The following is an 18,625-nucleotide window of genomic DNA, read 5'->3' as shown; positions in this document are numbered from 1 at the left end:
CGACCCCCCGAACGGACAGAGCGGACAAGGGACGACCGTGGACGCCCGACAGCACCATCGGCGTCCACGGTCGTCCGGGGGGAGGGATCAGGTCTTGGCGTGCTCCTTCTTCACCGACTCCGCGAGGTGCGTGGGCATCTGGTCGTACCGGGCGAAGACCCGGTTGAACGTGCCGGCGCCCGAGGTCATCGCCCGCAGCTCGACGGCGTACCGCACCAGCTCCGTGGCCGGCACCTCGGCCCTCACCAGCGTGCGTTCGTGACCGCCCGGGTCGGGCTCGGTGCCGAGCACCCTGCCCCGACGGCCGGACAGGTCGCTCATCACCGCACCGACGAAGGCGTCGGGCACGCGGATCGTCACCTCGTCGACCGGCTCGAGCAGCGCGACCTGCCCGTGCTCGGCCGCCTCGCGCAGCGCCAGCGCGCCGGCGGTCTGGAACGCGGCGTCGGACGAGTCGACCGAGTGGGCCTTGCCGTCGAAGAGCGTCACCCGGACGTCGACGACCTGGTGACCGGCGACGATCCCGCGCTCCATCTGGGCGCGGACACCCTTCTCGACCGAGGGGATGTAGTTGTGCGGCACCACCCCGCCGACGATCTTGTCGACGAACTCGAAGCCCGACCCGCGCGGCAGCGGCGCCACCTCGATGTCGCAGACCGCGTACTGGCCGTGCCCGCCGCTCTGCTTGACGTGCCGCCCGTGCCCCTTCGACGCCGCGACGAACGTCTCGCGCAGGGCGACCTTCACCGGCTCCGTGTCGAGGTCGACGCCGCCGGACTTCAGCCGGTCGAGCACGACGTCGGCGTGCGCCTCGCCCATGCACCACAGCACCAGCTGGTGGGTCTCGGCGTTGCGTTCCAGCCGCATCGTCGGGTCGCCGGCGACCAGCCGGCCCAGGTTCTTGGCCAGCGCGTCCTCGTCTGACCGCGTCTTGGCCACGATCGCGACCGGCAGCAGCGGTTCGGGCATCTCCCACGGCTCGATGAGCAGCGGGTTGTCCTTGCCGGAGATCGTGTCGCCGGTCTCGGCGCTGGTCGACTTCGTGATCGCGCAGATGTCGCCGGCGACGCACGCGCTCACCTCGCGCAGCGTCGAGCCGAGGGGGGAGTAGAGGTGCGCGAAGCGTTCGTCGTTGTCGTGGTCGGGGTGGCCGCGCTCGCTCATGCCGTGCCCGGAGACGTGGACCACGGACTCGGGACGCAGCGTGCCCGAGAAGACGCGTACCAGGCTCACCCGGCCGACGTAGGAGTCGATCGTGGTCTTGACGACCTCGGCGACGAGCGGGCCGTCGGGGTCACAGGTGAGCGGCTCGCGCGGGCTGCCGTCGACGCCGGCGACCGCGGGCAGCGGGTGCTCCAGCGGCGACGGGAACCCGCTGGTCAGCACCTCCAGCAGGGCGTCGAGGCCGACCCGGGTCTCGGCGCAGACGGGGATCACGGGGTAGAAGTGGCCGCGGGCGACCGCCTTCTCCAGGTCCTCGATGATCACCGACGTCTCGATGTCCTCGCCCTCGAGGTAGCGCTCCATGAGCGTCTCGTCCTCGCTCTCGGCGATGATCCCCTCGAGCAGGGCGTTGCGGGACTCCTGGATCAGCGGCAGGTGCTCGGCGTCGGGGTCGCGCACGGTCGGCGGGAAGCCGGCAGAGTAGTCGAAGACCCGCTGGGTGATCAGCCCGATGAGGCCGGCGACGCTCTGGCCGTCGTCACCGTGCAGCGGGAGGTACAGGGGGAGCACGTTGTCACCGAACACGCGCTGGCACTCCGCGAGGGTCTCCTCGAAGTCGGCCCGCTGGTGGTCCAGGCGGCAGATCGCCACCGCGCGGGGCATGTCGACCGCGGCGCACTCCTCCCAGAGCGCGGCCGTCGCGGCGTCCATGCCGTCGACCGACGAGACCACGAACAGGGCGGCGTCGGCGGCGCGCAGCCCGGCTCGCAGCTCGCCGACGAAGTCGGCGTAGCCGGGCGTGTCCAGCAGGTTGACCTTGATGCCTTCGTGCGTGACCGGCGCGCACGCGAGCGCGACGGACCGTTGCTGTTTCACCGACGCGGGGTCGGAGTCACACACCGTGGTGCCCTCGGTGACCGAACCGGCCCGACTGACGGTTCCGGTGACCGCCAGCAGTGCCTCCACCAGGGAGGTCTTGCCGGCGCCGGAGTGACCGACCAGCACCACGTTACGTACCCTGCCGGGGTCGCTCACCGCCGGCACTGCGCCGGCGACCCCCTTGTCCTGGTTCTTCTGCGCCATCGCGCGCCTCCCTTGGAACGGTTCAGATGTGAGACACCTCACGTCCACTCGCTGTTGAAGCGATCCCACACCCGAACGTCAGCGGACACAACCCCATCGTGAAACCTTCCAGAAACTCTCAGTCATGGGGCAGTGCCGTCCGGCCGTGGCGGTGGCACTGCGGATAAGGTAGTGCCGCCATGGCGAAGATCCTCAGCGGAGTGCGACCCGCGATCGGCAAGGTCGTCGACCCGGTGGCCCGGGGCCTCCTGCGCGTCGGCGTCACGCCCGACGCGGTCACGGTCGCCGGCACCGTCGGCGTCCTCGTGGCGTCGGTGCTCGCCGCGTTCGACCACATCCTCGTCGCGGTGATCCTCGCGACGATCTCGGCGCTCACCGACATCCTCGACGGCGCGATGGCCCGGGCCCGCGGCACGTCGAGCCGGTTCGGCGCGTTCCTCGACTCGTCCCTCGACCGGGTGGCCGACGGGGCGATCTTCGCGTCGCTGGCCTGGTGGGCGGCGAAGGACGGCGCCTGGCACGCGGTGTTCGCGTCGCTGGTCGTGCTGGTCGCCAGCCAGGTCACGTCGTACGTGCGGGCGAAGGCCGAGTCGCTGGGGCTCACCGCCAGCGTCGGGATCGTGGAGCGGCCCGAACGCCTGCTCGGCATCGGCGTCGGTGGGTTCTCCGCCGGCTTCGGCTGGGACACCGGCATGTACATCGTGCTGTGGACCCTCGCGATCCTGTCGGTGGTCACCGTCGCGCAGCGGTTCGTCACCGTGTACCGGCAGACCCGCGAGCCCGTCGCGACGCCGGTCGCGCCGACCGCGGGGGAGCCGAGCGCGGGACCGGCGGTCGGGGAACGGCCCGTCGATGGCTAGCGCCGCCGAGCTCGGGTTCACCGCGGCGTGGCGGGTCGTGCGGGCCCTACCCATGGGCGTCACCTCGCCGTTCTTCGCGGCCGCCGCGGCCGTGACGGTCCGGCGGCGCGGGCGTGGCGTGCAACGCCTGGCCGGGAACCTGCGCCGGGTGGTCGGGCCGGAGATGCCGCAGGATCAGCTGGACGCGTTGGTGCGGCGCGGGATGCGCTCGTACACCCGGTACTGGCAGGAGGCGTTCAAGCTCCCGGCGTTCACGCCCGAGAAGGTGCGCGGGTGGTTCCGCCTCTACGGCGAGGAGGCGATGGCCGAGGCGGTCGCCGCCGGTAAGGGTGTGGTGATCGCGCTGCCGCACGCCGGGAACTGGGACGCCGCCGGCGCGTGGGTCGCCGCGAAGGGCTGGCCGATCACCACGGTCGCCGAGCGGCTGTCGGAGGGCGTCTACGAGCAGTTCCTGGCGTTCCGCCGCAAGCTCGGCATGGAGATCATCCCGGCGACCGGCGGCGACCGGCCGCCGCTCGACATCCTCGCCGAGCGCCTCAAGGAGGGCGCGGTGGTGCCGCTGCTGGCCGACCGCGACCTCAGCCGGCGCGGCGTCGACGTGACGTTCTTCGGCGGCCGCTCCCGGATGCCGGCCGGCCCCGCGCTGCTCGCGCTGCGTACCGGTGCCCCCCTCTACGTGGCGCACCTGTGGTATGAACCGGATCGTCCGGTCGCGGAGTTCGACGGACCGATCGAGCCGCCGGCCGACGGGCCGCTCGACGCCCGGGTCCGCGAGCTCACCCAACGGGTCGCCGACCGGCTGGCGGTGGGCATCGCCCGGCATCCGGAGGACTGGCACATGCTGCAACGGGTCTGGCTGGCCGATACCGCCGCGGAACCGACGACGGAACCGGCCCCTGAACCGGCGTGAACACCTCGGGAGGATAGGGCGCATGCGCATCGGCATCGTGTCGCCGTACTCCTTCGAGGTCCCCGGCGGGGTGCAGAACCACATCCGCGACCTCGCGGAGGCGCTGATCGCGCTCGGGCACGACGTCAGCGTGCTCGCGCCGGCCGACGAGGACGCGCCGAACCCGCCGTACGTGGTGCCGGCGGGCCGGGCGGTGCCGGTCCCGTACAACGGTTCCGTCGCGAGGGTCGCGTTCGGACCGGTGTCGGCGGCCCGGGTGCGCCGCTGGCTCGCGAACGGCGACTTCGACGTCGTCCACGTGCACGAGCCGATCTCGCCGAGCCTGTCGTTCCTGGCCGCGCTGTCGTCGGACGCGCCGGTGGTCGCCACGTTCCACACCGCGAACCCCCGGTCGCGCGCGATGGCCGCCGCGCAGGGCATCCTCCAGCCGATGATGGAGAAGATCACGGGACGCATCGCGGTGAGCGAACTGGCCCGCAAGGTGCAGGTGGAGCACCTGGGCGGCAGCGGCTGGGAGATCCCCAACGGCGTCGCCGTGGCGGCGTTCGAGGCGGCGACGCCGCTACCCGGCTGGCCCGGCGACGGGGGAGCGGTCGGCTTCCTCGGCCGGTTCACCGAGCCGCGCAAGGGCTTCCCGACGCTGCTCGAGGCGTTCTGCGCGCTGGCGTCGGCGCGGCCGGGCCTGCGGCTGCTGGTCGCCGGGCCGGGCGACCCCGACGAGGCGGTGCGGCACGTGCCGCCCGGCATCCGGGAACGGATCGTGTTCCTCGGGCTGGTCTCCGAGGAGGACAAGCGGCGCATGCTGCGCAGCGTCGACCTCTACGTGGCGCCGAACACCGGCGGCGAGTCCTTCGGCATGATCCTCACCGAGGCGATGGCCGCCGGGACCCCGGTGGTCGCCTCCGACCTGGAGGCATTCCGCAAAGTGCTCGACGGCGGGGGAGCGCTGTTCCCGATCGGTGACGCCGCGCGCCTGGAGACGGTGCTGGCCGACCTCCTCGACGACCCCGACGCGCGCCGCGCCCTGGCCGCGCACGCCCGCAGGATCGTGGCGAGGTACGACTGGCCGGTGCTCGCCCAGCAGATCCTCGAGGTCTACGCCACGGCGATCGAGGTGCACCACGCGACGGGCTGAGTCCCTCCTACACTGCGTGGCGTGTGGTGGTGGGCGGCGGGTCTGGCGGTGCTACTGCTCGTCACCGTCTACATCGGATGGGTGGCCGGGCGCATCGACCGCAGCCATGCCCGGGCCCACGCCGCCCAGGCCGCGCTCGACGCGCACCTCGTGCGGCGGGCGGCCGCCGCGGTCGAGGCCGCCGACGCGCTGGGTGACAGCCAGCTCCGGTGGGCGGGCCGGGTCGCCCTGGAAGCCGACCCGGACGAGCGCGAGGCCGCCGAGAACGATCTGACCCGGGTGCTGCGGCCGGTGCTCACCGCGTCCGCCGAGCACGAGCTGACCCCCGGCGGACCCGGCGCCGCCCCGCCCGGCGCGACCGCCGACCTGGTACGCGCCAGCCGGCGGGTGGCGCTGGCGAGGCAGGTGCACAACGACCTCGTGCGCGACGCGCTGGCGTTACGGAGGCGGCGCCTGGTACGGATGTTGCGCCTGGCGCGCAAACACCCGATCCCCACGTACTTCGACATCGACGACCCCCAGGCCTGACCGCCCCTCGCCACCGCCCCCGGCTTGCCGCTTTCTGCGCCGTTCGCGTGGGCCGTTCGCGTGGGCCGTTCGCGTGAGCCGTTCGCGTGCGCCGTCCGCGTGGGCCGTCCCCTCGCGCCGCTCGCTCCCGCCGACCGGTCTCGCTGCTCGCTTGCGCCGATCTTGCACTTGTGGCCGCACCCATATCGCGCGATATCGCGCTATAACGGGGGCCACAACTGCAAGATCGGCGCGTTCGGCGGTGCGGTGCGGGACGCGGGCGGCGCGTGGTGCGGGGAACGGGCGGCGCGGGGTGCGGGGGTGCGGGGAACGGGCGGCGCGGGGAACGGGTGGCGCGGGTTGGCGTGGGCGGGTGCCGGAGGTGGCGCGGGCCGCGTGGTTTGGATTGGACCTGCTCGTCGGGGTAGGCGCGGACGTACCATGGGGTGGAATCCCAAGATCTTCAAAGGAGTGGGTCAGCCGTGTCCGCGCAGACCGAGAACCACACGCCCGTCACCGGCACCGCCCGCGTCAAGCGCGGCATGGCGGAGATGCTGAAGGGCGGAGTGATCATGGACGTGGTCACTTCCGATCAGGCAAAGATCGCCGAAGACGCGGGCGCCGTCGCCGTGATGGCGCTCGAACGGGTGCCGGCCGACATCCGCGCCGAGGGTGGGGTCTCTCGCATGAGCGACCCCGACATGATCGACGGCATCATCAACGCCGTCTCCATTCCGGTGATGGCCAAGGCGCGCATCGGCCACTTCGTCGAGGCGCAGGTGCTGCAGTCGCTCGGTGTCGACTACGTCGACGAGTCCGAAGTGCTCACCCCGGCCGACGAGGCCAACCACATCGACAAGTGGCCGTTCACCGTGCCGTTCGTGTGCGGCGCCACCAACCTGGGCGAGGCGCTGCGACGGCTGGCCGAGGGTGCGGCGATGATCCGCTCGAAGGGCGAGGCCGGCACCGGCAACGTCGTCGAGGCGACCCGGCACATGCGGCAGATCCGCGCCGACATCCGCCGCCTCGGCACGCTCGACGAGACCGAGCTGTTCGCCGCCGCCAAGGAGCTGCGCGCGCCGTACGACCTGGTCAAGGAGGTCGCCGAGACCGGGAAGCTGCCCGTGGTGCTGTTCACCGCCGGCGGCATCGCCACCCCGGCCGACGCGGCGATGATGATGCAGCTCGGCGCCGAGGGCGTGTTCGTCGGCTCGGGCATCTTCAAGTCCGGCGACCCGGCGAAGCGCGCGTCGGCGATCGTCAAGGCCACCACGTTCGCCGACGACCCCGAGATGATCGCGAAGGTCTCCCGTGGCCTCGGCGAGGCGATGGTCGGCATCAACGTCGCGACCCTCCCCGACTCCGAGCGCCTGGCGACCCGTGGCTGGTGAGCCCGCGCCGGGCCCGGCGCCGCGTGAGCGGAGCGAGCGCCTCAAGCTCGGTGTGCTCGCGTTGCAGGGTGACGTACGCGAGCACGCCGCCGCGCTCCGGGCCAGCGGGGCAGCCGCCGTGCCGGTGCGGCGGCCGGAGGAGATCGACGACCTCGACGGGATCGTGATCCCCGGAGGCGAGTCGACCACGATGAGCAAGCTCATGGTCGACTTCGGCGTATATGAGCCTTTGCGCAAGCGGGTGAACGACGGAATGCCCGCCTACGGGTCCTGCGCCGGCATGATCCTCCTCGCCACGGAGATCCTCGACGGGCGGCCCGACCAGGTCTCGTTGGGCGCGCTCGACGTCACCGTGCGGCGTAACGCGTTCGGACGGCAGGTCGACTCGTTCGAGGCGCCCGTCACGCTCGACGGCGACGACTTTCACGCCGTGTTCATCCGCGCGCCGTGGGTCGAACGGGTGGGTGACGGCGTCGAGGTGTTGGGCCGCGTCAACGCCGGACCGTCAGAAGGTAGGATCGTCGCGGTACGCCAGCGGAACGTCCTCGCGACCGCCTTCCACCCCGAGCTGACCGGAGATCGTCGCGTACACCGGCTCTTCGTGGACATGGCGCGGAGGGCCAAGTCGACGGAGGATTGATGTCCGGCCACTCAAAGTGGGCGACCACCAAGCACAAGAAGGCTGTCGTCGACGCCAAGCGCGGCAAGCTGTTCGCCCGGCTGATCAAGAACATCGAGGTGGCGGCCCGTACGGGCGGCGGTGACCCGGCCGGCAACCCCACCCTCTTCGACGCCATCCAGAAGGCGCGCAAGAGCTCGGTGCCGGTCGACAACATCGACCGCGCCGTCAAGCGCGGCTCCGGCGCCGAGGCGGGTGGCGCCGACTGGCAGACGATCATGTACGAGGGCTACGGCCCCAACGGCGTCGCGCTGCTCATCGAGTGCCTCACCGACAACCGCAACCGGGCGGCCACCGAGGTGCGCACCGCGCTCACCCGCAACGGCGGCACGCTGGCCGACGCCGGCAGCGTGTCGTACATGTTCTCCCGCAAGGGCGTGGTGATCGTCCCCAAGGCCGAGCTCACCGAGGACGACGTGCTGCTGGCCGTGCTCGACGCCGGCGCCGAGGAGGTCAACGACCTCGGCGAGGCGTTCGAGGTGGTCTGCGAGCCCACCGACCTCGTCGCCGTGCGCACGGCGCTGCAGGATGCGGGCATCGAGTACGAGTCGGCCGAGTCGTCGTTCGTGCCCAGCGTGCAGGTCCCGCTCGACGCCGACGGCGCCACGAAGATCTTCAAGCTGATCGACGCCCTCGAAGACTGCGACGACGTGCAGAACGTGTACGCCAACTTCGACGTCTCCGACGAGGTCATGGCCGCGGTCGGCTGACGCGACCCGCGTCGACTTTCCGACGCATCGACGACGGTGAACCGGAGCCTTCGATATAGATGACGGGTGATGCGTTCGCGACCCGTTCCGTCCTTGAAGGCGATCGTGAGCGTGCTCGCGCTCGCCGGTTCCGTCGGGCTCACGCCAGCTGCCGCCCGGGCCGCACCCACCGGTGCGCCCAACGCGGTCGTCACCTGGAACGTCGACGCGCAGGACGCCATCTTCGAGGTGGCCCGGCAGTCGCCGACCGCGGCCGCCCGCAGCTTCGCGATGGTGCAGGGCGCCGTCTTCGACGCCGTCAACGCGGTCGAGGGCGGGCCCTACCGGCCGTACCTCGTCGCCCCGCCCAGCCGGCGCGGCGACTCGGCACCCGCGGCGGTCGCCGCCGCGGCGCACCACGTGCTCCTGTCCCTGTTCCCGGCACAGGCCGGGGCGCTGCGCGCGCGGTACGAGGAGGCGCTCGGCGCGATCCCGGACGGCCGGCCCAAGCGCGGCGGCATCGCCGTCGGCGAGGCCGCCGCCGCGGCCATGATCGAGGCCCGCCGTGATGACGGCGCGTTCTCCGACGCGACCTGGAAGGTCGGCACCGCGCCGGGCGAGTGGCGGCCGACGCCACCCGGGTTCCTCCAGGCCGGCGCCTGGTACGCCACGCTGAAGCCGTTCGTGATCCGCGACGCGGCCGACTTCCGCACCCCGGGCCCGCCGGCCCTGACCAGCGCCGCGTACGCCCGCGACCTCGACGAGGTCCAGGCGCTCGGCTCGGCCACCAGCGCGGTCCGCACGGCCGACCAGACCGAGGCGGCGATCTGGTGGGACGACCCGCGCCTGGTGGAGTGGGAGATCAAGCGCCAGCTCGCGGTGACCCACCGGCTCGACACGATGCGCACGGCCCGGATGTTCGCGATGGTCGACCTGTCGGTGGCCGACTCGCTGATCTCCTGCTACCGGGAGAAGTGGACCTGGAGCCTGTGGCGGCCGGTCACCGCGATCCCGCTCGCCGGCACCGACGGCAACCCGGCCACCACGGCCGACCCGGCGTGGACGCCGCTCCGCGTCACCGCGCCGTCGGCGGAGTACCCGTCGGGGCACGCGTGCTTCACCTCGGCGAACGTCGCGGCCCTGCGGACGTTCTTCGGCCGCGACACCCTGCGGTTCAGCGCCTACAGCGCCGACTCCGGCACGACCCGCCGCTACCACAGCCTGTCGGCGGCGCTGGCCGAGCTACGGGAGGCGAGGATCTGGGCCGGGGTGCACTACCGCTTCGCGGTCGTCGACGGTGACCGGCTCGCGGCGACGGTGACCCGCGACGTGCTCCACCGCCAGTTCTGATCGACGGGCGGGGCCCCGTGCCGCCGGCGCGGTGCCCCGCTCAGAGCCGTCCGGCGAGCACGTCGCGGGCGATCGCGTCGCGCCGGGCCGCCTCCCGCTCCTGCGCCGCCTGCTCCGCCGCCTCGCGCACGTCGTACGCGGCGCGGGCGGCGGCGATCTCGTTCTGGTGCGTCTCGGTCCAGTCGACCAGCGCCCGGATCGTCGTGTGCAGGGTCGCGCCGAGCGGCGTCAGCTCGTAGTCGACCCTCGGTGGGACCGCGGCGTGGACGGTCCGGCGCACCAGCCCGTCACGTTCGAGCTGACGCAGGGTGCGCGCGAGCATGCGCTGGCTGACCCCGTCGACGGCCCGCCGCAGCTCGGTGAAGCGCAGGGTGCGCCGGTCGAGCAGGGCGATCACGAGCAGCGACCACTTGTCGGCGATCCGGTCGAGGATCTGCCGGACCTCGCAGTCGTTGCGGGTGTCCCACTGCCGGGCGTCGTACGGGTCGCCGTCGGTATCACAGCAGTAACCGGGGGACTGCGAAGTGCCTTCTTCCATGCCCCCGAATGGTGCCCGACGATGCTGATGGTTACAAGAAGGAACCGGCATGCACAGGGGGAACCACAGATGTTCACACCGCGCGCGTGGGGCGTGCTGTTCGTGTTGTGCGGCGCGATCTTCCTCGAGGGGATCGACGTCGCGATGGTCAACATCGCGCTGCCGGAGATCCGCGCCGACCTCGGCCTGTCCACCGGGACGCTGAGCGGCGTCGTCAGCGCCTACGTCCTCGGCTACGGCGGGTTCATGCTGCTCGGCGGCCGGGCCGCCGACCTGCTCGGCCACCGGCGCATGTTCCTGCTCTGGCTGGGCGTCTTCCTGGTGTTCTCCGGCGTCGGCGGGTTCGCCACCACCGGCTGGACGCTGCTGCTCGCCCGGTTCGTCACCGGGGTCGCGGCCGCGTTCATGACGCCGGCGGGCCTGGCGCTGATCACCAGCAACTTCCCGGCCGGCCCGCAGCGGACGAAGGCGTTGGGCGTGTACGCGGGCACCGCGGCTGGCGGCTTCTCGCTCGGCTTGGTCGCCGGCGGGATGCTCACGTCGGTCGGGTGGCGCTGGGTCTTCTTCGCGCCGGTCATCATGGCCGCGCTGATCCTGCTGGCCGCGGTCCCGCTGCTGAAGGACCACGGCGGCGGCCGCACGGTCCGCGTCGACCCGGCCCGGTTCGACCTCGCCGGCGCCGCCGCGATCACCGCGACCATGCTGCTGACCGTCTACGGCGTGATCCGCCTGGAGCGCCCCGGCGACGGCGCCGCCGTGACGGCGGCCGTCTTCGCGGCGGCGGTCGCGTCGTTGGTCGTCTTCGGGACCGTGGAACGACGGTCACCGGCGCCGCTGGTGCGCCTGGGCATCCTGCGCTCGGCCACCCTCGCGCGCACCAACCTGGCCGCGGCCGCGTTCCTGGGGGCGTTCGCCGGCTTCCAGTTCCTGATGACCCTCTACCTGCAGGAACTGCGCGGGTGGACGACGTTGCAGACCGGCCTCGCGATGCTGGTCGTCGCCCTCGACACGGTGCTGGCGCCGACGCTGACACCGAAGCTGGTCGACCGGTTCGGCAACACCCGCGTCCTGTTCGCCGGCCTCGTGTCGGCGGCCCTCGCGTACGCCCTGTTCCTGCCGGTCGGCCCCGACTGGACCTACGCCGCGATGCTGCCGACGCTGGTGCTCCTCGGTGTCGGCTTCGCGCTGGCCTACGGTCCCCTGACCATGGCCGCCACCGACGACGTCGACCCGTCCGAGCATGGCCTCGCCGCCGGCCTGCTGTACACGGCCATCCAGTTCGGCACGGCGCTCGGCCTGTCGGCGGTGACCGCGGTGAGCGTGGCCGCCCTCGACGGCGGCCCCCGCGGCCCCGGCGGCTTCGCCGGTGTCGACGGGCTGGCCGCGGTGCGGGTTGCGCTGTGGGTGCCGCTGGTGGCGGCGCTGGCGGCCGTGGCGGTGACGGCCTTCGGGCTGCGCACCCGCAGAGCGCCGGTGGGCGCGGGCAGGTAGCGGCCGGCACCCGCACCGCGCCTGGGCGGCCTGTACCTGGGCGGCCTGTACCTGGGCGGCCTGTACCTAGGCGGCCCAGGCGACCGGGCCCGGGAGCGGTTCCGCCGGTGGCGGCACCACCGCGCCCGGGTGCGCCAGGTCGTGCGTCGCGAGTGGCTGGCCCGGCACGGCCTCGGCCGTGCGGTGCAGCGCCAACAGGCACACGTCGTCCTCCTGGACGCCGCCGGCCAGCATCCGGCCGGTGACCTCGCGCAGCAGCCGGTCGGGCGCGCCGGCGCCCGTGGCCAGCAGGTTGACCAGGGTGTGCATCGCCTGCTCCGGGTCGCCGGCGCGGTGGTCGACCAGGCCGTCGGTGTAGACGAGCACGGTGTCGCCCGGCACCAGCCGGACCGTGCACTCGGCGTAGTGCACGTCGTCGGCGAAGACGCCGAGGATCAGGCCCGCCGGGGCGCGGAGCTCGACCACCTCGCCGCGGTGCCGCAGCAGCGGGGCGGGGTGGCCGCCGTTGGCCCAGGTCAGCTCGTGGCGGACGGGGTCGTACACGCCGTAGACCATCGTCACCAGGTCGAGGTCGGACACCCGGGTCAGCAGCAGGTTGACCCGGCGCAGCACCTCACCGGGCGACGGGTCCTCGAACGCGTACGCCCGCACGGCGTTGCGCACCTGGCCCATGATCGTCGCGGCGCGCAGGTCGTGACCGGTGACGTCGCCGACGGCGAGCGCGAACCGCCCGTCGGGCAGCGGGAACGAGTCGAACCAGTCACCGCCGATGTCGACCCGCTCCACCACCGGCAGGTACGCGGCCACGATCTCGGTCTCGGGCGCCCGGGGCAGGCTCGACGGCAGCATCGCCTGCACGAACATCTGCAGCGCCCGGTGCTCGGCCTCGAGCTCGGCACGGGCCAGGTCGGCCGACCGGATCGCCGCGTCGGCGGCCCGCTCCTGGGCCCGCTGGACGGTGACGTCCTGCAGCGTCCCCCACAGCCGCACCGGCGTGTCGGTGTCGTCGCGGATCACCTCGCCGGTGCCGTACACGTCCAGGACCGAGCCGTCGGGACGCACGATCCGGAACTCGCCCGCGAACGGCGCGCCACCGTTGCGCAGCCGGCGGAACTCCCGGCCCATCCGGTCGACGTCGACCGGGTGCACGACGAAGCTGCCGGTGCCGGCCAGGAACGCCGCCGGGTCACCGACGATCGCGGCCATCTGCGCCGAACCGGTGACCTCGCCGCTGCGCAGGTCGACCTCCCAGCTGCCCATGCGGGCCAGCCGCTGGGCCTGCTCCAGCTTGCCGGCGAGCTCGGCGGTGGCGCGCAGCGCCTGCGCCTCCGCCTCCAGCCGCGCCAGCCGGTGCTGCTCGGAGACGTCGATGACGATCAGGGCCACCGCGACCACGGTCCCGTCGTCGACCAGCACGGGGAAACAGTTGACGTTCGCGAAGCTCACGCCGTCACCCCACAGCGGCACGTCGGAGACGGCCGCGCCCCGGCCCGACGCCTGGACCTCGACGGCCATCGACCGCACCACCGGCGGCAGGCCGGTCGCCTCGTCGAGCCCGGTGCCGACGAGGGGCCGGTCGGGGTCGCCGGCGAGCTCCTGGAAAGGGCGGTTGGCCTGGTGGAAGGTCAGGTCGGTGCCGAGCAGGGCCATCGCGACCGGCGCCGAGCGCACGGTGGCGGTCAGCTCGGCCAGCGCCCGCCGGTGCTCCTCCTGCAGGACGACCTGCTCGGTGATGTCGATCGCGCCGACACCGACGCCGATCACCCGACCGTCGGCGTCGCTGACCGGGTAGCGGTTGCTCAGGTAGTGCCGGGTGCCGTGCGGCCACTCGACCGGCACGACGATCGACTCCTGCGTCTCGCCGGTCTCGAAGACCTTCGCCACGACCGCCTCGGCGGTGCGGCCGATCTCGCCGCCGAACAGCTCCGCCGGCGTGCGCCCGAGATGGTCGGCGGCCGGGATCCGCGTGAACTCGGCGTAGTGCCCGTTGGCGTAGCGGAAGCGCAGGTCGCGGTCCATCAGCGCGAAGCCGATCGGTGCGGTGTCGAGCATCGGACCGAGCAGCCTGACCCGCTCGGCCAGCAGGTCGGCCCGGCTCTCGGCGGCGTCGCGGGCGCGCTCGGTGCTCGCCGTGTACCTGCGCGCGCGGCTGTGGACGGTCCAGTAGACGGCGACGACCGCGCCGGCCGCGACCACGAACCCGACCAGGTGGGGCGCCGGGTCGGCGGCCTGCACCACGAACCGGAAGAAGGCGGCCGTGGCGAGCACGCCCGCGGCGACCCCGGCGGTGAGCCCGCCCAGCGCGCACCCGGCGGCGACGGCCGCGAGCAGCAGCGCCGCCCCGGTGCCCTCACCCAGCGCGAACCCGGCGATCACCGCACCGGGCAACAGGGGAACCAACGCCCCGGCGGCGATCGCCCACGCGCCGGGCCGCTCCAACGGTCGGACCATCCCGCTACTCGACGCGGAACAACCGGGTGAGGCCCGTCAGCGTCAGCAGGTTGTGTACGCGCGGCACCGGCGACCGCAGCACCAGCGTGCCACCGGCGGCCTCGGCCCGCTTGTGCAGGCGGACGAGCACCGCCAGCCCCGTGGAGTCACAGAACGTGAGCTCACCGAGGTCGAGCACGACCCGGTGGCCGTTGTCGACGAGCGCGCCGGCCATCCGTTCGAGCCGTTCGCACGTGCGGATGTCGAGCTCGCCGCTGACCCGCACGACATCGTCGCCCACCGGCTGCACCGTGAGCTGCGTGCCCGGGTCCACCGTCATCTGCGCACCTCTTGTTCCTGCGCTAGGTACCGCTTGCGTCCATACTGCACCGGTAGGCGTCGGGTGTCGCTACACCTCGCGCCTGAAACACCGATTGTCGCCCGCCCGGTTCGCATCTCAAGCTACTTGCGTCGCATCCAGCCGTCCGGTCACCGCTCGTGTCCGATCAGACCGGTTCCGGGGCGTGATCAGGGTCACTTTCGATACGGCACCGTTCCGTTTCGCGGAGTCGGTGGTTAACGTGGGCCGCGATGAAACGAGACGGTTCCGTATCGCTTTGGGGGGTGAGGTCGTGACCGGACATCCGCGTCGGTGGGCGATCCTCGGTGTGCTGGTGGTGTCGCTGCTTGTCGTCGTCCTCGACAACACGGTCCTCAACGTGGCCCTCGGGGTGATCGCCGACCCGGTGCACGGCCTGGGCGCCACCCAGGGCGAGCTCGAATGGTCGATCAACTCCTACACGCTCGTCTTCGCCGGTCTGCTGTTCACCGCCGGCGTCCTCGGCGACCGGCTCGGCCGCCGCCGGGTGCTCATGGTCAGCCTGGCGTTGTTCGGTATCAGCTCGCTGGTCAGCGCGTACGCGCAGGACCCGACCCAGCTGATCGTCGCCCGCGCCCTCATGGGCATCGGCGGCGCCGGCGTCATGCCGGCCACGCTGTCGATCATCTCCAACGTCTTCGACCCGCGGGAACGGGGCAAGGCGATCGGCGTCTGGGCCGGCGCCGTCGGGCTCGCCGTGGCGATCGGACCGATCGTCGCCGGTCTGCTGCTGGAGCGGTTCTGGTGGGGGTCGGTCTTCCTGATCAACGTGCCGATCGTGGTCGTCGGCCTGGTCGCCATCGCCCTCCTGGTGCCGGAGTCGAAGGACCCGCACCCGGGGCGGATCGACCTCGTCGGGGTCGGCCTGTCGATCGTCGGCCTGGTGCTGTTCGTCTACGGGATCATCGACGGCGGCGAGCACGGCTTCGACCGGCCCCGCGCCTGGGGCACGATCGCCGTCGGCGCCCTCGTGATCGCGGCGTTCGTCTGGTTCGAGAGCCGGCTGAAGAACCCGTCGCTCGACGTCCGGCTGTTCCGCAACCCGGCGTTCTCCGCCGCGGTCAGCGCGGTGGGCCTGGTGTTCTTCGCGATGATGGGCACGCTGTTCTTCAGCGTGTTCTACCTGCAGCTGGTGCGCGGGTACACGCCGCTGCAGACCGGCCTCATGATGCTGCCGTTCGCCGTCGCGCAGCTGCTGCTCGCGCCGCGCAGCGCCAGCTTCGTACGGCGGTTCGGCCCGCGGGCCGTCTGCGCCACCGGTCTCGCGCTGGTGACGGCGTCGCTGGTCGGCATGGTGTTCCTGGAGGCGGACACGCCGCTGTGGGTGCTCGGTGTGCTGTTCTTCGTGCAGGGCGCCGGCATGGCGAACGTGATGCCGCCGGCGACCGAGTCGGTCATGTCGACGCTGCCGCGGGAGAAGGCCGGCGTCGGGTCGGCGGTCAGCAACACGATCCGCCAGCTCGGCGGGTCGCTGGGCGTGGCCGTGCTGGGGTCGGTGCTCGCGGCCAGCTACCGGGGCGGGATGGAGGACACGGTCGCCGGGCTGCCGGAGCCGGTGCGGCACGCGGCGAGCGAGTCGATCGCCGGTGCGTACGGTGTCGCGGGGGCGCTCGGCCCGGCCGGGCGTTCGTTGATCGCTCCCGCGAACGCGGCGTTCGTCGACGCGATGCACCTGGCGGCGGGCGTCGCGGCCGTCTTCGCGGTGTTCGCGACGGCCGTCGTGCTGGCGTGGATGCCGCGCCGCAGCGCCGCGCATCCACCAGCGGCTGAGACCGGCGTGAGCGCGGCCCCCGAGCCCGTCGGTGCGAACCAGGGATAATGGACGACATGACGTCGACGGCCGACCCGGACAAGCGTGCTCCGGGTCGGCCGCGCAGTGCCCGGTCGGAGCAGGCGATCATCGACGCGGTCCTCGGCATGATCGCCGACGGCGAGGCGCTGGAGACGCTGTCGATCGAGTCGATCGCGGCGCGGGCCGGTGTCGGCAAGGCCACGATCTACCGCCGGTGGGCCAGCCGAGACCAGGTGGTGGTCGACGCGGTGGCGTCGTTGAAGCTGCCCGTGCCGGAGGTCGCCGGCGAGTCGGTGCGCGACGACCTGGTGACGCTGATGTCGCGGATCGGCCAGCCGAGCGACCAGCCGCGCAACGGCCGGGTGATGAGCTGCCTGCTGCCTCAGGTCGCCCGCAACCCCGACCTGCACCACTGGTACCAGCAGGTGATCGAGCCGCGGCGGGAGGTGACCCGCCGGGTGCTGCGCCGCGGCATCGAGACCGGCGAGCTGCGCCCCGACCTCGACGTGGAGGTCGTCCTGCTGGTCCTGGCCGCGCCGATGATCGTGCAGCGGACGATGCGGTGGAACCCGGCCATCGACGAGGTCGGCCTGGCCGAGCGCGTCGTCGACGCCGTCCTGACCGGCGCGGCACCTGGCTAGCTCACCAGCGCTGGTGGCGGCGCTGCCGCCACGGCCTGCCGTCGGGGTCGTAGACCAGCCGGTACGCCGGAATGGCCCAGGCCCGGGTCAGGAAACCCAACCGCTCCGGCTTGTGGGGGCGCAGCCGGCCCGGCGGGCGCTCACCCACGCGGCCACCGGCGTGCCACTCGTCGAGCCGCGCCGCCACCGCGTCGATGGTGCGGACGGCCTCGTCGGGGTCGACCAGGGCCGCGTCGTCGGCCAGGTCGAGGTGTTCGGCCATGAGCGTCAGCCGCAGGTTCCGCGCGTACACGCGGGCGCCGTCGCCGGTGCCGGCCGGGTCGACCGGTGCGCGCTCGTCGCGGGTCCCGTCGAGCACGGCGCAGGACAGCTCGCTGTCGTGGGTCCAGGAGCGGCGGTTGAAGTTGTCGCTGCCGACGCTCGCCCACACGTCGTCGACCACGCAGACCTTGGCGTGCACGTAGACGGCGCCGCCGTCGTGGTTCTCCACGTCGAAGACGTGCACCCGGTCGCCGCCGGCCTTCCGGCAGACCTCGATGGCCTGCGCGCGGCCGACCTGGTTCGGCGGCAGCGCGAACGCGCCGTCGACGTCGGGGTACCGGGGGACGACGACCACCAGGTGCAGCGCGGGGTTGTCGCGCAGCGCCTGCGCGAACAGCTCGGCCACCTCGGACGACCACATGTACTGGTCCTCCAGGTAGATCAGCCGGCGGGCCCGCTTGATCGCCTTGGAGTAGCCGCGCGCGATCGAGAACTCGCCGTCGGGGGCGAAGTTCGGGTACGCCGTGCGCAGCGACGGGTAGGTGCGCAGCACCTGCACCGTGTGCGGTCCGCACGGCTCCGGGGCCGGTGGCTGCGGCGGGAGCGGGTCGGCGACGAGGTCGGCGCCGGTCAGCTTGTCCTGTGCCAGGGCCACGGGGCTGCGCAGGTCGAGCCGGGTCGGGTCGGTCCAGCGCTCGCGGAACGACGTGTCGAGCACGCCGACCACGGGTCCGCGCAGCTCCAGCTGCACGTCGTGCCAGGGCGGGTGGTCGCCGTACTTCGGTGACATGTTCACCGCCTGCGGGTCGCCGCCGTGATCGGCGTCGTCGCGCCGGCTGTGGCACAGGTCGATGCCGCCGGCGAACGCGACGTCGCGGTCGGGGTGTTTCGGGTGACGCAGCACGACGATCTTCTGGTGATGCGAGCCGCCCCGGCGTACCCGCTGGTCGAGCAGCACCTCACCGCCGGCCGCGCGCACGTCGTCACCCAGATGTCTGTTCTCCTCCTCGCTGAACTGCATCTTGTCGAGGTGGGAGCGCCACATGAGGCCCTTCACGCACACCCCGCGCCGCGCGGCCGCCGCGAACAGCTCGGCGACGGTGGGGCCGTCGGGGCGCAGGCGCTGGTCGGGGTCGCCGCGCCAGTCGGTGAAGAAGAGGTGGTCACCGGCTTCGAGGGCCTCGACCTCCGTGACGAGGCGGTCGAAGTAGGTCGCGCCGTGCACCAGCGGCTCGACGTGGTTGCCGGCCACGTGGGCGGGGATCGCCGTGGCCGGGTTCCCCCGCTCCTCCGCCGACAGCAGCCAGTCCTCGACGTTCACCATG

General features: G+C 72.8%; 16 protein-coding genes. 11 read left to right on the top strand and 5 right to left on the bottom strand.

Annotated elements, in window-relative coordinates; translation table 11 throughout:
* Positions 1 to 87: 87 nt before the first annotated feature.
* On the bottom strand, positions 88 to 2,247 hold the full coding sequence (locus Voc01_RS45855) for an elongation factor G-like protein EF-G2 (protein ID WP_203934065.1): 2,160 nt from the start codon (positions 2,245 to 2,247) through the stop codon (positions 88 to 90).
* Positions 2,248 to 2,426: 179 nt separating this feature from the next.
* Between Voc01_RS45855 and pgsA the strand changes: the two genes are divergently transcribed.
* The 8 genes from pgsA (at position 2,427) to Voc01_RS45815 (ending at position 9,768) form a co-directional block, all read left to right on the top strand.
* Entirely contained in the window at positions 2,427 to 3,107 is a 681-nt protein-coding gene (pgsA, locus tag Voc01_RS45850; RefSeq protein WP_203934064.1) for a phosphatidylinositol phosphate synthase, read from the top strand.
* A complete protein-coding gene (locus tag Voc01_RS45845) occupies positions 3,100 to 4,017 on the top strand; it encodes a phosphatidylinositol mannoside acyltransferase (protein WP_203934063.1) in 918 nt (305 codons plus the stop codon). The genes pgsA and Voc01_RS45845 overlap by 8 nt, the downstream gene beginning before the upstream one ends.
* 22 nt (positions 4,018 to 4,039) lie before the next feature.
* On the top strand, positions 4,040 to 5,152 hold the full coding sequence (locus Voc01_RS45840) for a glycosyltransferase family 4 protein (RefSeq protein ID WP_203934062.1): 1,113 nt from the start codon (positions 4,040 to 4,042) through the stop codon (positions 5,150 to 5,152).
* Positions 5,153 to 5,173: 21 nt separating this feature from the next.
* Positions 5,174 to 5,680 carry a hypothetical protein gene (locus tag Voc01_RS45835; protein WP_307781617.1) on the top strand — a complete coding sequence of 169 codons (507 nt, stop codon included), beginning with the start codon at positions 5,174 to 5,176 and terminating at the stop codon, positions 5,678 to 5,680.
* 461 nt (positions 5,681 to 6,141) lie between these two features.
* Positions 6,142 to 7,050, top strand: coding sequence for a pyridoxal 5'-phosphate synthase lyase subunit PdxS (pdxS, locus tag Voc01_RS45830; RefSeq protein WP_203934061.1), 909 nt, complete (start codon positions 6,142 to 6,144; stop codon positions 7,048 to 7,050).
* Entirely contained in the window at positions 7,040 to 7,690 is a 651-nt protein-coding gene (gene pdxT / locus Voc01_RS45825) for a pyridoxal 5'-phosphate synthase glutaminase subunit PdxT (RefSeq protein ID WP_239160966.1), read from the top strand. The genes pdxS and pdxT overlap by 11 nt, the downstream gene beginning before the upstream one ends.
* Entirely contained in the window at positions 7,690 to 8,439 is a 750-nt protein-coding gene (locus tag Voc01_RS45820) for a YebC/PmpR family DNA-binding transcriptional regulator (protein ID WP_203934060.1), read from the top strand. The genes pdxT and Voc01_RS45820 overlap by 1 nt, the downstream gene beginning before the upstream one ends.
* A 69-nt stretch (positions 8,440 to 8,508) precedes the next feature.
* Positions 8,509 to 9,768 (top strand): vanadium-dependent haloperoxidase, encoded by a 1,260-nt coding sequence (locus tag Voc01_RS45815; protein ID WP_203934059.1) that lies wholly within the window; start codon positions 8,509 to 8,511, stop codon positions 9,766 to 9,768.
* Between the two features lie 40 nt (positions 9,769 to 9,808).
* Here Voc01_RS45815 and Voc01_RS45810 read toward each other — a convergent pair whose 3' ends face one another.
* Positions 9,809 to 10,306, bottom strand: a complete 498-nt coding sequence (locus Voc01_RS45810; RefSeq protein WP_203934058.1) for a winged helix-turn-helix transcriptional regulator — start codon at positions 10,304 to 10,306, stop codon at positions 9,809 to 9,811.
* 69 nt (positions 10,307 to 10,375) lie between these two features.
* On the opposite strand from Voc01_RS45810, the gene Voc01_RS45805 reads away from it, so the two are divergent.
* A complete protein-coding gene (locus Voc01_RS45805) occupies positions 10,376 to 11,797 on the top strand; it encodes an MFS transporter (RefSeq protein WP_239160965.1) in 1,422 nt (473 codons plus the stop codon).
* Positions 11,798 to 11,863: 66 nt separating this feature from the next.
* On the opposite strand, the gene Voc01_RS45800 is transcribed toward Voc01_RS45805, so the two are convergent.
* Both Voc01_RS45800 and Voc01_RS45795 read right to left on the bottom strand, forming a co-directional pair.
* Positions 11,864 to 14,248, bottom strand: coding sequence for a SpoIIE family protein phosphatase (locus Voc01_RS45800; protein WP_203934057.1), 2,385 nt, complete (start codon positions 14,246 to 14,248; stop codon positions 11,864 to 11,866).
* A gap of 4 nt (positions 14,249 to 14,252) precedes the next feature.
* Positions 14,253 to 14,567 (bottom strand): STAS domain-containing protein, encoded by a 315-nt coding sequence (locus Voc01_RS45795; RefSeq protein WP_239160964.1) that lies wholly within the window; start codon positions 14,565 to 14,567, stop codon positions 14,253 to 14,255.
* Positions 14,568 to 14,859: 292 nt separating this feature from the next.
* Between Voc01_RS45795 and Voc01_RS45790 the strand changes: the two genes are divergently transcribed.
* Together Voc01_RS45790 and Voc01_RS45785 are read left to right on the top strand one after the other, a co-directional pair.
* Positions 14,860 to 16,425 (top strand): MFS transporter, encoded by a 1,566-nt coding sequence (locus Voc01_RS45790; protein ID WP_239160963.1) that lies wholly within the window; start codon positions 14,860 to 14,862, stop codon positions 16,423 to 16,425.
* An 8-nt stretch (positions 16,426 to 16,433) separates the two neighbouring features.
* A complete protein-coding gene (locus Voc01_RS45785) occupies positions 16,434 to 17,039 on the top strand; it encodes a TetR/AcrR family transcriptional regulator (RefSeq protein WP_307781616.1) in 606 nt (201 codons plus the stop codon).
* A gap of 1 nt (position 17,040) precedes the next feature.
* Here Voc01_RS45785 and Voc01_RS45780 read toward each other — a convergent pair whose 3' ends face one another.
* Positions 17,041 to 18,624 carry a phospholipase D family protein gene (locus Voc01_RS45780; protein WP_373873954.1) on the bottom strand — a complete coding sequence of 528 codons (1,584 nt, stop codon included), beginning with the start codon at positions 18,622 to 18,624 and terminating at the stop codon, positions 17,041 to 17,043.
* Position 18,625: the final 1 nt, after the last annotated feature.

Source organism: Virgisporangium ochraceum (genome assembly GCF_016863655.1).
In the GTDB taxonomy this organism is placed as follows: Bacteria; Actinomycetota; Actinomycetes; order Mycobacteriales; family Micromonosporaceae; genus Virgisporangium; species Virgisporangium ochraceum.
This window is presented reverse-complemented; position numbering and strand designations above follow the sequence as displayed.

Excerpts from the sequence above, each read along its gene's own strand:
- Voc01_RS45855 (WP_203934065.1), bottom strand. The coding sequence starts at position 2,247 with ATGGCGCAGAAGAACCAGGACAAGGGGGTCGCCGGCGCAGTGCCGGCG.
- pgsA (WP_203934064.1), top strand. The coding sequence starts at position 2,427 with ATGGCGAAGATCCTCAGCGGAGTGCGACCCGCGATCGGCAAGGTCGTC.
- Voc01_RS45845 (WP_203934063.1), top strand. The coding sequence starts at position 3,100 with ATGGCTAGCGCCGCCGAGCTCGGGTTCACCGCGGCGTGGCGGGTCGTG.
- Voc01_RS45840 (WP_203934062.1), top strand. The coding sequence starts at position 4,040 with ATGCGCATCGGCATCGTGTCGCCGTACTCCTTCGAGGTCCCCGGCGGG.
- Voc01_RS45820 (WP_203934060.1), top strand. The coding sequence starts at position 7,690 with ATGTCCGGCCACTCAAAGTGGGCGACCACCAAGCACAAGAAGGCTGTC.
- Voc01_RS45815 (WP_203934059.1), top strand. The coding sequence starts at position 8,509 with ATGCGTTCGCGACCCGTTCCGTCCTTGAAGGCGATCGTGAGCGTGCTC.
- Voc01_RS45810 (WP_203934058.1), bottom strand. The coding sequence starts at position 10,306 with ATGGAAGAAGGCACTTCGCAGTCCCCCGGTTACTGCTGTGATACCGAC.
- Voc01_RS45805 (WP_239160965.1), top strand. The coding sequence starts at position 10,376 with ATGTTCACACCGCGCGCGTGGGGCGTGCTGTTCGTGTTGTGCGGCGCG.
- Voc01_RS45800 (WP_203934057.1), bottom strand. The coding sequence starts at position 14,248 with ATGGTCCGACCGTTGGAGCGGCCCGGCGCGTGGGCGATCGCCGCCGGG.
- Voc01_RS45795 (WP_239160964.1), bottom strand. The coding sequence starts at position 14,567 with ATGACGGTGGACCCGGGCACGCAGCTCACGGTGCAGCCGGTGGGCGAC.
- Voc01_RS45785 (WP_307781616.1), top strand. The coding sequence starts at position 16,434 with ATGACGTCGACGGCCGACCCGGACAAGCGTGCTCCGGGTCGGCCGCGC.
- Voc01_RS45780 (WP_373873954.1), bottom strand. The coding sequence starts at position 18,624 with ATGGTGAACGTCGAGGACTGGCTGCTGTCGGCGGAGGAGCGGGGGAAC.